This window comes from Mesorhizobium sp. M2A.F.Ca.ET.043.02.1.1, from assembly GCF_003952405.1.
In the GTDB taxonomy this organism is placed as follows: domain Bacteria; phylum Pseudomonadota; class Alphaproteobacteria; order Rhizobiales; family Rhizobiaceae; genus Mesorhizobium.
On the sequence record NZ_CP034445.1, the window covers coordinates 6,394,360 to 6,407,355 of the forward strand.

Annotated in this window: 10 protein-coding genes; 9 read left to right on the forward strand and 1 reads right to left on the reverse strand. The window is 63.7% G+C overall.

What is annotated here, in order from left to right; all coding sequences use genetic code 11:
• Positions 1-154 precede the first annotated feature (154 nt).
• Entirely contained in the window at positions 155-1,303 is a 1,149-nt protein-coding gene (locus EJ068_RS30875; protein WP_127250816.1) for an aminotransferase class I/II-fold pyridoxal phosphate-dependent enzyme, read from the forward strand.
• 5 nt (positions 1,304-1,308) lie between these two features.
• Complete coding sequence (locus EJ068_RS30880) at positions 1,309-2,238, forward strand: glutaminase (protein ID WP_189342195.1); 930 nt, start codon at positions 1,309-1,311, stop codon at positions 2,236-2,238.
• Between the two features lie 130 nt (positions 2,239-2,368).
• On the opposite strand, the gene EJ068_RS30885 is transcribed toward EJ068_RS30880, so the two are convergent.
• Positions 2,369-5,329 (reverse strand): ribonuclease E/G, encoded by a 2,961-nt coding sequence (locus EJ068_RS30885; RefSeq protein ID WP_127250814.1) that lies wholly within the window; start codon positions 5,327-5,329, stop codon positions 2,369-2,371.
• A gap of 92 nt (positions 5,330-5,421) precedes the next feature.
• Here EJ068_RS30885 and EJ068_RS32895 point away from each other — a divergent pair, with 92 nt between their 5' ends.
• From EJ068_RS32895 to EJ068_RS30915, 7 genes are all read left to right on the forward strand, one after another.
• Positions 5,422-5,559: a hypothetical protein gene (locus tag EJ068_RS32895; protein WP_189342244.1), complete on the forward strand. Its 138-nt coding sequence runs from the start codon at positions 5,422-5,424 to the stop codon at positions 5,557-5,559.
• 416 nt (positions 5,560-5,975) lie between these two features.
• Positions 5,976-7,232, forward strand: coding sequence for an N-acetylmuramoyl-L-alanine amidase (locus tag EJ068_RS30890; RefSeq protein ID WP_129554970.1), 1,257 nt, complete (start codon positions 5,976-5,978; stop codon positions 7,230-7,232).
• A gap of 229 nt (positions 7,233-7,461) precedes the next feature.
• Positions 7,462-9,918 carry a penicillin-binding protein 1A gene (locus tag EJ068_RS30895; protein WP_127250812.1) on the forward strand — a complete coding sequence of 819 codons (2,457 nt, stop codon included), beginning with the start codon at positions 7,462-7,464 and terminating at the stop codon, positions 9,916-9,918.
• Positions 9,919-10,044: 126 nt separating this feature from the next.
• Positions 10,045-11,176, forward strand: a protein-coding gene (gene prfB, locus EJ068_RS30900) for a peptide chain release factor 2 (RefSeq protein ID WP_129554971.1) whose coding sequence is annotated in 2 segments (ribosomal slippage) — positions 10,045-10,110 and positions 10,112-11,176 — 1,131 coding nt in all. Because the reading frame shifts where the segments join, the coding sequence is not laid out codon by codon here.
• Positions 11,177-11,344: 168 nt separating this feature from the next.
• Positions 11,345-11,749, forward strand: a complete 405-nt coding sequence (locus EJ068_RS30905) for a GFA family protein (RefSeq protein ID WP_127250811.1) — start codon at positions 11,345-11,347, stop codon at positions 11,747-11,749.
• Positions 11,750-12,045: 296 nt separating this feature from the next.
• A complete protein-coding gene (locus tag EJ068_RS30910; RefSeq protein ID WP_127250829.1) occupies positions 12,046-12,423 on the forward strand; it encodes a hypothetical protein in 378 nt (125 codons plus the stop codon).
• Between the two features lie 162 nt (positions 12,424-12,585).
• Positions 12,586-12,954: a GFA family protein gene (locus tag EJ068_RS30915; RefSeq protein ID WP_071036034.1), complete on the forward strand. Its 369-nt coding sequence runs from the start codon at positions 12,586-12,588 to the stop codon at positions 12,952-12,954.
• Positions 12,955-12,996: the final 42 nt, after the last annotated feature.

Below are 12,996 nucleotides of genomic sequence, written 5' to 3' on the forward strand. Positions count from 1 at the left end.
GAAAAGTCGGCGCCGGCAACTTCCTGCGCGCTTGTGATCCCCACATCAATCGGGCATTTGTGCGGCGCTGTTCCTTTAACTAGGGCAGTTCAAGGACAAGTCTGCGCTGCTTGCGTCCGGAATTCGCCGAAATAGGGCAGTTGGAAGAGGTCAAATGGTCGTTTCGCTTTCGCGCCGGGGGGAAGTCGAGCCCTTCCACGCCATGGACATCCTGGCCGAAGCCAACCGGCTGAAGGCCACCGGCGTGCCTGTGGTGTCGATGGCCGTCGGCCAGCCGTCGGATTCCGCGCCGGCAGGCGTACGCGAAGCGGCGGCCGCGGCCCTCAGGCACGGCCGCATCGGCTACACCGATGCCTTGGGCTTGGCCGATCTGCGCAAGGCGATCGCCGAGCACTATGGCGAGCATTACGGGATCGACGTCGCGCCGTCGCGCATTGCCGTCACCACGGGGTCGTCGGCCGCCTTCAACCTCGCTTTCCTGGCCATGTTCGATCCGGGCGACCGCGTGGCCATCGCCGCGCCCGGCTATCCGGCCTATCGCAACATCATGGCCGCGCTCGGCATCGAGATCGTCGAGATCGAGCTCGGCGCGGACGCCTATCTGCATGCCGAGCATCTGAAGAGCGCGCATCGCGATAAGCCGCTGAAGGGTGTGCTGTTTGCCAGCCCCGCCAATCCGACGGGTGCGGTGATCCCGGCGGACGAACTTGCGGCCCTGGTGAAGACGGCGGAGGAACTCGGCATCGGCGTCATCTCCGATGAAATCTACCACCGGCTGGCTTATGCGGCGCCCGATGTGACCGCGCTGGCGCATGGCGCCGGGGTGACCGTGATCAATTCCTTCTCGAAATACTATTGCATGACCGGCTGGCGCATCGGCTGGATGGTGCTGCCCGAGGAATTGGTGCGGCCGGTCGAGCGCATCGCCCAGAGCCTCTATATCTCGCCGCCGGAATTGTCGCAGATTGCCGCGATCGAGGCCTTCAAGGCCACGTTGGAGCTCGAAAAGGTGAAGGCGCGCTATGCCCTGAATCGCGACCTTCTGATGAAGCGTCTGCCCGAGCTCGGATTTGCGCTGGCAGCACCCATGGACGGCGCCTTCTATGCCTTCTGCGATGTCACCCGCCACACCAACGACAGCATGGCCTTTGCGCGAAAAATGCTGGCCCAGGCGCATGTCGCGGCGACGCCAGGCCGCGATTTCGATCCGCAGCAGGGGCATCGCACCATGCGCTTTTCCTATGCCGGCAGCCATGAAGACATGGTCGAGGCGCTGGCGCGCATCGAACACTGGCTGAAATAGAAGCCATGCCGGAACTCGAGCAAGCATTGGCGGAAGTCGCCGCCGAAATGGCTGAACGCACCGATCGCGGCAAGGTAGCGACCTATATCCCGCAGCTCGGCAAGGTCGATCCGAAGAAATTCGGCATCGCCGCCGTGACCAATGATGGCCGCGTCATCCTTGCCGGCGATGCCGATCAGCCCTTTTCCATCCAAAGCGTCTCGAAGGTCTTCACCCTCACGCTGGCGCTGGGAAAGGTCGGCGATGCGCTCTGGCAGCGCGTCGGCCGCGAGCCGTCCGGCAATCCGTTCAACTCGATCGTCCAGCTCGAACATGAGAACGGCATCCCGCGCAATCCGTTCATCAATGCCGGCGCCATAGTCGTCTCCGACGTGCTGCTCGCCGGGCATCAGCCGCGCGAGGCGATCGGCGAGATCCTGCGCTTCATCCAGTTCCTCGCCGATGACGAGACGATCATCATCGACCGCGAAGTGGCGGCGTCCGAGCGGGCCACCGGCTACCGCAACTTCGCCTTGGCCAACTACATGAAATCCTTCGGCAATCTTCATCATGAGCCGGAGCTGGCACTGGGCGTATATTTCCATCACTGCGCCATCGCCATGAGTTGCCGGCAGCTTGCCATGGCGGGCCGGTTCCTCGCCAATAGCGGAAGGAATCCGGCGACCGGGCATTCGGTCGTGTCGGCCGAGCGGGCACGCCGTATCGGCGCGCTGATGCTGACCTGCGGCCACTATGACGGCTCCGGCGATTTTGCCTTCCACGTCGGCATCCCCGGCAAAAGCGGTGTCGGCGGCGGCATTTTGGGCATCGTGCCCGGCGTGGCTTCGCTGGCTGTTTGGTCGCCCGGCCTCAACGAGAACGGCAACTCCAAGCTCGGCTCCATCGCCCTGGAGAAGCTCGCACGGATGATGAACTGGTCGATCTTCGCGCCATAGGCAAGTCGATATTCAGGTGAGGCCGGCCTGACCTGAATCTCGATTTGCCTTGCGCTTCGGCAAACAAAAAAATCCCGCGCCAGGCGGCGCGGGATTTTTGAAAAGAAATCAGTCCAACAATTTGAAAAGCTTAGAAGAAACCTTTGCGCTGCCACCAGCCGGCGCGCTTCGGCTTGTCCTCGGTCTTGGCCTCTTCGGAGACGTTCGAGGAGACGACGGGAACAACCGGCGCATCGATCGACTGCGGCTTGCGCCGCGTCGGGTGAGCATTGGCGGCGGGCTCGGCCTCGGCCGCCGCGGGAGCGGCAGGTGCCGGCTCCGGCTCGACCGCCACGGGCGCGACCTGGGCTTCCGCCACAGATTCGGACACCGTCTCTGCCACGGCTTCCTCGGCGGCCTTCTTGGCGCGCGAACGGCGGGGCTTCTTCGGCTTTTCGATCGCCTCGGCGTCGTCATTGGCGGCCGCGGGGGCAGCAGGCTGCTCAGGCGCGGCTGCCACCGCCGGCTCGCCTGCGGCGTCCTCATCTTCCGCTGCTTCGTCCTCGCCGTCGCCGGCGGCGGCCTCTGAAGCCTCGTCGTCGCGGCGGTTGCGCTTGCCGCCGCGCTTGCCGCGCCGGCGCTTCTTGCCGGAAGCATCATCGGTAGCGGTTGCCTCGGCTTCGCCGCCAGCGGTCGCCTCCTGGGCTGCTTCTTCCGGCGCATCCGCGGCATCGTCGCTGGTTTCGCCAGCTTCCGCCGGCGCCGCCGCGACATCCCCATTGTGCTCGCGGTCGCGGTCCCTGCCGCCACGCCGCCGCCGGCGCTTGCGACGCTTGCGGTCGCGGCCTTCGCCGTCCTCGGACCGCTGCTGGTGCTGGCCCTGCTGCTGCGGCTGGCGCGGCTGTTCGGCCTGCACCGCGGCCTCTTCTTCCTCCTCGATGACGATCTCGTCCTCGGGCTCGTCCGGCTCGACATAGGCCGGCAGGCTGCGCACCTCGACAAAACCTTCCGGCTTCTCGGCTATGGCGCCGCGGAAGATCGCGTAATGCTGGGTGCCGAGAGTCTCGTCAGCCTCGATCGTGATCGTCAGGCCGAAACGGGCTTCGAGCTCCACAAGGTTGGCGCGCTTGTGGTTCAGCACGTAAAGCGCCGTCGCGGCCGGCGTGCGCACGATGATGTGGCTGCGCGAATCCTTGAGCAGGAATTCCTCGATCGCCCGCACCACCATCAGCGCCACGGAGGAATCGGAACGCACATGGCCGGTGCCGCCGCAATGCGGGCAGGGCTTCATGGTCGATTCCAGCACGCTGGCGCGGATGCGCTGACGCGACATTTCCATCAGGCCGAAATGCGAGATGCGGCCGACCTGGATGCGGGCGCGGTCGTTCTTGAGGTGATCCTTCAGCCGCTTCTCGACAGCGCGGTTGTTGCGGTTCTCCTCCATGTCGATGAAGTCGATGACGATGAGGCCGGCAAGGTCGCGCAGTCTGAGCTGCCGCGCGACTTCCTCGGCCGCCTCTAGATTGGTGTGGAGCGCGGTCTCCTCGATCGAATGCTCCTTGGTGGAGCGGCCGGAGTTGACGTCGATCGAGACCAGCGCCTCGGTCTGGTTGATGATGATGTAGCCGCCGCTTTTCAGCGTCACCTGTGGCTGCAGCATGCGGTCGAGCTGCGCCTCGATGCCGTTGCGCACGAAGATCGGCGTCGTGTCGCGATAGGGCTGAACCACCTTGGCGTGGCTCGGCATCAGCATGCGCATGAAGTCCTTGGCCTCGCGATAACCGTCCTCGCCGGAAACGAGGATCTCGTCGATATCCTTGTTGTAGAGGTCTCGCACCGAGCGCTTGATCAGGCTGCCTTCCTCATAGACGAGGGCAGGGGCCGTGGATTGCAGCGTGAGGCTGCGGACGTTCTCCCACAGCCGCATCAGATACTCGTAGTCGCGCTTGATCTCGGCCTTGGTGCGGCTTTCGCCGGCGGTGCGCAGGATGACACCCATGCCCTGCGGCACGTCGAGGTCGGTCACGACCTCCTTCAGCCGCTTGCGGTCCTGGGCGTTGGTGATCTTGCGCGAGATGCCGCCGCCGCGCGCTGTGTTCGGCATCAGCACCGAATAGCGGCCGGCAAGCGAAAGATAGGTGGTGAGCGCGGCGCCCTTGTTGCCGCGTTCTTCCTTGACCACCTGCACCAGAAGGATCTGGCGGCGCTTGATGACTTCCTGAATTTTGTACTGGCGGCGGACCGGCTTGCGGCGGCTGCGGATTTCCTCGAGCGCGTCCTCGGCGCCGACCGATTCGACCTCGTGCTCGTCCGAATGCGAGGCCGAGACGTCCTCCAGCATGCCGCGATCATTGTCGCTGGCGGCTTCGGCGGTCTGCTCGGGCTGATCCGCCTGCGGCACCGCCTCGGAAATCACATCGGCTTCGACGCTCGCTGCGATCGAGGTGGGGCCACCTTCGGACGGCTTGCCGTCCTCGTTGTCCGCTGCGTCGCCGCCGCCGGTCTCGGCGGCGGACTCTTCAGCCGTTTCCTGGTCGGTTTCGACTTCGACGGCTTCGGCGACGATGGAGGCATCCGATACGTCCGATGCGTCTTCTGGCCAGGCATCGGCGGTCACGCCGCCGGCTTCCTCGCTCCCGGCAGCCTCTGCCGCGGGCTCTTCGAGGGCTGCGGGCTCAGCCGGGCTTTCCTCGTTTTCCGAGGAAGCGTGTCTGTGCTCGCCGCGGTCACGGTTCTTGCCGCCGCGCCTGCGGTTGCGCCGGCCGCCGCGATCGCGCGCCTGCTCTTCGCCGTTCTCCGCTTCCTCGTCGTCTTCGTCCTCGGCCTCCTGCGCTTCGGCGCGCAGCAGAGCCTGACGGTCGGCGACCGGGATCTGATAATAGTCGGGATGGATTTCACTGAAGGCGAGAAAACCGTGACGGTTGCCGCCATACTCGACAAAGGCTGCCTGGAGGGAAGGTTCGACGCGGGTTACGCGGGCGAGGTAGATGTTTCCTTTGAGCTGCTTCTTGTCCTGGGATTCAAAGTCGAATTCTTCGATGCGGTTACCGCGAACGACGACAACGCGTGTTTCCTCCGGGTGGGAGGCGTCTATCAGCATCTTGTTGGGCATTATCTTGTTTCCTGCCGGCAGCCGACGGCCGCAGCTGGCGTGGCAATTCCCGCCGCTGTGCGCCTGTATCTGTGTGCATGCCGGATAATTGAATGTCCGCTAGCCGCCGCTTGAGCGCGATGGCGGTGCCGCCCGCAGCCAGTATGGCGCGGTTTGATGCGGACCTTTCCATGATTGCGCTTGAAGCCATCGGCACCCAGCAGAACCTTTTGAACCAAAGCCCGGGCTGAGCCGGACCAGCTTGTTTGCTCACGAAGAGCCGGCGCGGGGCGAACCCGGCCGTTTTCCTCACGCAAGCGATTCCCCCGCCACGGGAGCACGCCTGCGAAAATCGTCGCGACCACATGAGCCTGGAAGGATAAAGGAGCCGCCTTTGCATCCGACCTTTGGCAGGAAACTGCTGAGGCGAGCGGTTCCAGGATTGCAGTGATCCAATGTCGCTTTTATGATTTGGCGGGATGGAAGGCAACCCCGATTTCGGATGCCGGCAAAAAGCGCTTCCGTTGGGGAAGATGCCATTTGTCCCACCTCATGAAAGGCTTGGTTAACCTTCTCTGAATACCAATCGTTAATCGAATTGGCGGCCTGACGGGCCTCGGCGAGAAGACCGGGCGCAATGCGTCAAACCGGGAGCGACGGACAAGAGATGGGATTGGCGGGCAGCGCGGACAAGAGGGGCGGGGCCGCGGCGCATGCCACGCGCGTGGCCTGGGCCGCTTTGCTGCTGGCGCTGCTGCTTTGTTTCGCGGCCGCCGCGCGCGCCGACGGCCTGCTTGGCGCGACCGGCTACAAGATGGCCGGCGACGCCACCAAGATGCGCATCGTCGTGAATTTCGACAGCGAGCCGGGCGTCAAATGGTTCTTGTTGCGCGGCCCCAATCGCCTGGTCGTCGACCTCCCGCGCACGCGATTCGCCCTTGAGACCAAGGATGTGAAGCCGCGTGGCCTTGTGCGGGCCGTCCGTTATGGCGATCAGGGGCATGGCTCGCGACTGATCCTCACCGGCAAGGGTCCTTTCGCCGTCGACAAGCTCGACGTGCTCAAGAATGACGACGGCATCGGCTATCGCATCGCCATCGACATATCGGCCGCCTCCGAACGGGAGTTCGACGAGGCGCTGGCCAACCAGTCGCTGACCACCGGTTCGACGGTCTCCACCGAGAAAGGCGAGAGGGTCGGCACCGGGCCGGTCTCGGCGCCCGGTCATCGCTTCACCGTGGTGATCGATCCTGGCCATGGCGGCGTCGATGGCGGCGCCGAAAGCTCAGCCGGCACGGTCGAGAAGGACGTCACACTCGCTTTTGCTAAGGAATTGCGCGACAAGCTGGCCGCGGTCGGCAAATACGATGTCTTCATGACCCGCGATGACGACGTCTACCTGGCGCTTGACGAGCGCGTGCGCATCGCGCGCCAGCACGAGGCCGATCTCCTGATCTCGATCCATGCCGATACGATCGCGGTCAAAGGTCTTCGCGGCGCCACGGTCTACACACTTTCGGACAAGGCCTCCGACCCGGAAGCCCAGGCGCTCGCCGATCGCGAGAACCTGTCCGACCAGTTTGCGGGAATGAAGATCGAGGACGACAACAAGGAAGTCACCGACATCCTCATCGACCTGATCCGCCGGGAAACGCATGGCTTCTCGATGAGCTTCGCCCACACGCTGGTCGGCCAATTGTCGACCAGCGTCGGCCTCATCAACAATCCGCAACGCTCGGCCGGCTTCAAGGTGCTCAAGGCTCCGGACGTGCCGTCCGTTCTGGTCGAGCTTGGCTACCTCTCCAACAGCAAGGACGAGGCGCAATTGCTCAGCGCCGACTGGCGCGCCAAGGCCGCGCAAAGCATAACCAACGCGGTCGCCCTGTTTGCCGCTGCCAAGGCCGGAACGGCGACGGGCGGTTGATCCGCCCACGCCCCCACAACCGCTTGGGGTCTGCAACCATAAGCGGCGTTGCATGACGACAACACCCGGCGTTATTATTCGGCGACCGAGTCCTCAAATCTCGCGCTGCCGTATTTTGTCCACATGGTCGCGACATGGGTCTTTTGATTGCGGATTGGGACCGCCCCGGGAAGCTTGCGCGACTGCCGGCTTCGTTTAGGAAATTCCCGAACCTCGGACTGGAGCGGGCATGATTCGTCTCATCGGCTATTTCTTTGGCATCGGCACGACGCTGGCGTTGCTGGTGGCGGCCGGCCTTGCCATCTATATCAGCCATGTCGCGAAGGACCTGCCCGACTACGAGGTTCTGGCCAAATACGAACCGCCGGTGACGACGCGCATTCATGCCTCCGACGGCTCGCTGATGGCGGAATATGCGCGCGAGCGGCGCCTCTATCTGCCGATCCAGGCCATCCCGGACCGCGTCAAGGCCGCTTTCATGTCGGCCGAGGACAAGAACTTCTACAACCACCCCGGCATTGACGTAACCGGCCTCGGCCGCGCCATCATCGTCAACCTGCAGAATCTCGGCTCGGGCCGGCGCCAGGTCGGCGCTTCGACCATCACCCAGCAGGTGGCGAAGAACTTCCTGCTCACCTCGGACCAGACCTACGAGCGCAAGATCAAGGAGATGATCCTGGCCTTCCGCATCGAGCAGGCCTATTCCAAGGACCGCATCCTCGAACTCTACCTCAACGAAATCTTCTTCGGCTTCGGCGCTTATGGCGTCGCGGGTGCCGCGCTCACCTATTTCGACAAGTCGGTCAACGAGCTGACGGTCGCGGAAGCCGCCTATCTCGCCTCGCTGCCCAAGGGCCCGAACAATTATCACCCCTTCAAGCATGCTGACCGCGCGATCGAGCGCCGCAACTGGGTCATCGACCAGATGGTCGAGAATGGCTACGTCACCCGCGAGGAGGGCGCCAAGGCCAAGGCCGAGCCGCTTGGCGTGACGCCGCGCCGCAATGGCTCCTATCTGTTTGCCGGCGAGTATTTCACCGAGGAAGTCCGCCGCCAGATCATCGCCCGCTACGGCGAGAACGCGCTCTATGAGGGCGGCCTGTCGGTGCGCACCACGCTCGATCCGAACATCCAGCTTATCGCCCGCAAGTCGCTGCAGAACGGCCTGCTCAAATACGACATGCTGCGCGGTTACCGCGGTCCGGTCACGCATATCGACATTTCCGGCGACTGGGGCGTGCCGCTCGGTAACGCGAAGGGCCTAGAGGACGTGCCGGAATGGAAGCTTGCCGTTGTGCTCGATAGTTCGGCGGACGGCCTGACCATCGGCATCCAGCCGACGCGCCAGGTCTCCGGCGAACTGGTCAAGGACCGCGTCCAGGGCACCGTCAGCAAGGACGACATGGGCTTTGCCATGCGCCATTTCGTCAACGGCAAGTCCGTCAGGGCGAAGTCTCCGGCGGAAGTGCTGGAGCCCGGCGACGTCGTCTTCGTGCAGAAGAACGAAGGTTCCGACAACACCTATATGCTGCGCCAGGTGCCCGAGGTTGAGGGCGGTCTCGTCGCCATGGATCCGCATACCGGCCGCGTGCTCGCCATGGTCGGCGGATTCTCCTACGCGCAGTCCGAGTTCAACCGCGCGACCCAGGCGATGCGCCAGCCCGGCTCCTCGTTCAAGCCGATTGTCTATTCGGCCGCGCTCGACAATGGCTATACGCCGGCCTCGGTGATCATGGACGGCCCGATCACCATCCAGAGCGGCAACACCACCTGGACCCCGAAGAACTATGACGGCACGGTCGCTGGCCCGGCCACGTTGCGCTCCGGCATCGAGAAGTCGCGCAACCTGATGACGGTGCGGCTCGCCAACGACATGGGCATGAAGCTGGTCGTGGAATATGCCGAGCGCTTCGGTGTCTACGATCATCTGGCGCCCTATCTGCCGATGGCGCTGGGCTCCGGCGAGACGACCGTCATGCGCATGGTCTCGGCCTATTCGATCATGGCCAACGGCGGCAAATCGATCAAACCCTCGCTGATCGACCGCATCCAGGACCGCTACGGCAAGACGGTGTTCAAGCAGGATGAGCGCGGCTGCGAAGGCTGCAACGCCGCCGAATGGAAGAACCAACCCGAGCCGGAGCTGGTCGACAATTCCGAGCAGGTGCTCGACCCGATGACGGCCTACCAGATCACCTCGATGATGGAAGGCGTGGTCCAGCGCGGCACCGGCGCCACCATCGGCGAGCTCGGCCGCCACATCGCCGGCAAGACCGGCACCACCAATGACGAGAAGGACGCCTGGTTCATCGGCTTCACGCCGAACCTCGTCGTCGGTCTCTACATGGGCTACGACACGCCGCGCGGCCTCGGCAAGGGCGCCACGGGCGGCGGTCTCGCCGCGCCGATCTTCAAGGATTTCATGCGTGTGGCGCTGGACGGCAAGCCGAACACCGACTTCCAGGTTCCGGACGGCATGAAGCTCATTGCCATCAACCGCAAGACCGGCATGCGCGCCGCCGAAGGCGATCCCAACACCATCGTCGAGGCGTTCAAGCCCGGCACCGGTCCGGCCGACAGCTACTGGGTGATCGGCATGGGCGCGGATGGCTCCAACGGCTCGGGCGGCGCGCTGTCGCCGCAGGCCAACCAGGCCATCCAGGACGGCGGCGGCGGGCTCTACTGATCTCCTGCAATCCGGAATGGGCCGGCGCGAAACCGTCGGCCCATTTCGCTTTACAGGCGGCGATGCCGTGCCTATGTATCGCGCCTATTCCGAAAAGACCGAAAAGACAGGACCGAACGAAGAGCCATGCGCGCGGAAACGCTCAACATTGTCGACGAAATCAGGCAGGCGATAACCCTGCTGAGGAGGCATCTTTGACTGGGATCAGGCTGTAAAGCGGCTTGAGTACCTGAATTCGCGCGCCGAGGATTCCAGCCTCTGGAATGATCCGATCGAAGCGCAGAAGCTGATGCGGGAGCGCCAGGAGCTCGAGGACGGTATCGCCGCCGTCAAGGGGCTGACCCAGGCGCTGGAAGACAATATCGGCCTGATCAAGCTCGGCGAGGAAGAGGGCGACGACGGCATCATCGCGGAAGCGGAGGCTGCGCTGCGCTCGATGCAGGGCGAGGCGAAGGCTCGGCAGGTCGAGACGCTGCTCTCCGGCGAAGCCGACGCCAACGACACCTATCTCGAAATCCATGCCGGCGCGGGCGGCACCGAAAGCCAGGACTGGGCCTCGATGCTTCTGCGCATGTACACGCGCTGGGCCGAGCGCCGCCGCTTCAAGGTCGAGGTGCTGGAAGTCCATGACGGCGAGGAGGCGGGCATCAAGTCCGCCACCGTGCTGATCAAGGGCCACAACGCCTATGGCTGGCTGAAAACGGAATCCGGCGTCCACCGCCTGGTGCGCATCTCGCCGTACGACAGCAATGCGCGGCGCCACACCTCCTTCGCCAGCGTCTGGGTTTATCCGGTCATCGACGACTCGATCGAGATCAATGTTTCCGAATCCGACGTGCGCATCGACACCTATCGTTCCTCGGGCTCGGGCGGCCAGCACGTCAACACCACCGACTCGGCGGTCCGCATCACCCATCTCGCGACCGGCATAGCGGTCGCCTGCCAGGCCGAGCGCTCGCAGCACAAGAACCGCGCCAAGGCCTGGGAAATGCTGCGCTCGCGCCTCTACGAGGAAGAGCTGAAGAAGCGCGAGGCGGTCGCCAACGCCACGGAGGCGTCGAAGAGCGACATCGGCTGGGGCCACCAGATCCGCTCTTACGTGCTGCAGCCCTATCAGCTCGTGAAGGATCTGCGCACCGGCGTCGAAAGCACCTCGCCGTCGAGCGTGCTCGACGGCGACCTCGACGAGTTCATGGAAGCTTCGCTCTCGCATCGCATCGAGGGTGGTGCAGGCGAAGCGGTGGCGGACCTGGATTAGGATATGCCCATATTCAGGTGAGGCCGGCCTGCGAACGGCGATTTCCTGCGCTTCCGGTGCTCACGTACCTTAAGTACGCTCCGCTCCGATTCTTGAAAACCGCTATTCTCGGCTCAGCCTAACCTGAATCTGGGCATATGCTGCCGTTGCGCAAAGGAAGAAAAGCCGGTGACGCGCAAACTTACCGGAAAATGCTTCTGCGGCACCGTCCACTATGAAGTGGCGGACGAATTCGTCTATGCCGCGAACTGTCACTGCTCCAACTGCCGGCGCACGACGGGGGCGGCGTTCAAGCCCTTCGCCGGCATCGAGCGCGGCAAGTTCCGTCTCACCGCGGGCGACGACAGGCTGCTGATTTTCGGCGACGAGAGCGGCCATGACGCGCATTGCGGCCGCTGCGGCTCGCTCGTCTATTCATTGGTCCGCGAAGGCGCCTATGTCCATGTCGCCATGGGGACGCTGATGGACGATCCAGGCATTCGCCCGAGCCCACATATCTTCGTCGGTTCAAAGGCGCCGTGGTTCACGATTACAGACGATCTGCCGCAATATCGTGAACACGCCGACGGCTGAAGGTCGGAACTTCCTTTGGAGGAACTTCGTTCTTAGGCACCCTGGGCGCAGGCCGTTGTCTGGAGTTGCCACCCAGGTCTGCGCATCCTTTCCGTCGCCGAAGCTTGAAACCGGCGCGTCGCCATGGCGCGCCCACTTCTTGCGCTGGCTGTGGAATCAGCTCAGCATCCGAGCTGTGGGATAGAAGCATTTATGGCCGGACGCGGCATAAACTGCGACCGACGATCCGGCCACTGGGAAGACACGTTCCGGGAACGGGCAAGCTGAAACGCTTGATGCTCGAAAGGAACGTTTCGATGTCTGCTGCCACATCAAGATCGGCCCAAGCCGCTCGACCGGCTGGCCGACTGTTGTTCTCCCTCTTCGCTGTTGGAGCTGTCTCGGTGCTGACGCCGCCGGCCATCGCGCACGACGCCCAGCCTACGGGGGCCGTGCCACAAGGCTGGAAATATCCCTTTGCCTGCTGCGCCAACTTCGATTGCAAGGAAGTGCCGCAGTCATCGATCAGCGAGCGGCCCGAAGGCTATGTCATAAAAGGCACGGGCGAGGTGGTGGCCTACAGCGACAAGCGGATCAAGAATTCGCCCGACGGCGAATATCACTGGTGCGCGCATCAGGCTGGGCTCGACGCCGGCAAGACCATCTGCCTGTTCGTCCCGCCGCCCTCTTACTAGCCTTCGAGCACGCCAGCATCTCTGCTGAAGCTGCTGCCAGACGGTTGTCAGGACGGCTTCTTTATGTTGCCTTGCCACGAAGCAATTCCAGGAAAAGTGCGAAGCGGTTTTCCGTTCGGAATTGCGTGCAATGCGGGCGGCGGACAATGGAGAGGTGAGTTCATGACCATCAAAGGCAGCTGCCACTGCAAGGCGACAACCTTCGAGGTTGCCGAGGCGCCGCAGACGGTGACGCAATGCACATGCTCGTTCTGCTCGAAGCGCGGGTCGCTGTGGGCCTACTATGTCCCGTCGCAATTCAAGCTCACGAGCCCGCCTGAGAACGTCTCCTTCTATCGCTGGGGCTCGAAGACCGTGAAGCATGGTTTCTGCGCCATTTGCGGTTGCGGCACCTTCACCGAGACGCCTGACTGGTCGACCGGGAAGCCGGATTTCGACAACCCGAAGATCAGCGTCAATTCGCGCCTGTTCGACGATTTCGACCTGGACAAGGTCGAGGTGGTGGTCATCGACGGCAAGAATCTGTGGTAGAGGCGAAGCGGGAACGGCTAGCGGGTTTTGCGGCCGCATTCC

Bases quoted from the DNA above. Each gene is read 5' to 3' on its own strand.
- EJ068_RS30875 (WP_127250816.1), top strand. From the start codon at position 155: ATGGTCGTTTCGCTTTCGCGCCGGGGGGAAGTCGAGCCCTTCCACGCC.
- EJ068_RS30880 (WP_189342195.1), top strand. From the start codon at position 1,309: ATGCCGGAACTCGAGCAAGCATTGGCGGAAGTCGCCGCCGAAATGGCT.
- EJ068_RS30885 (WP_127250814.1), bottom strand. From the start codon at position 5,329: ATGCCCAACAAGATGCTGATAGACGCCTCCCACCCGGAGGAAACACGC.
- EJ068_RS32895 (WP_189342244.1), top strand. From the start codon at position 5,422: ATGTCCGCTAGCCGCCGCTTGAGCGCGATGGCGGTGCCGCCCGCAGCC.
- EJ068_RS30890 (WP_129554970.1), top strand. From the start codon at position 5,976: ATGGGATTGGCGGGCAGCGCGGACAAGAGGGGCGGGGCCGCGGCGCAT.
- EJ068_RS30895 (WP_127250812.1), top strand. From the start codon at position 7,462: ATGATTCGTCTCATCGGCTATTTCTTTGGCATCGGCACGACGCTGGCG.
- EJ068_RS30910 (WP_127250829.1), top strand. From the start codon at position 12,046: ATGTCTGCTGCCACATCAAGATCGGCCCAAGCCGCTCGACCGGCTGGC.
- EJ068_RS30915 (WP_071036034.1), top strand. From the start codon at position 12,586: ATGACCATCAAAGGCAGCTGCCACTGCAAGGCGACAACCTTCGAGGTT.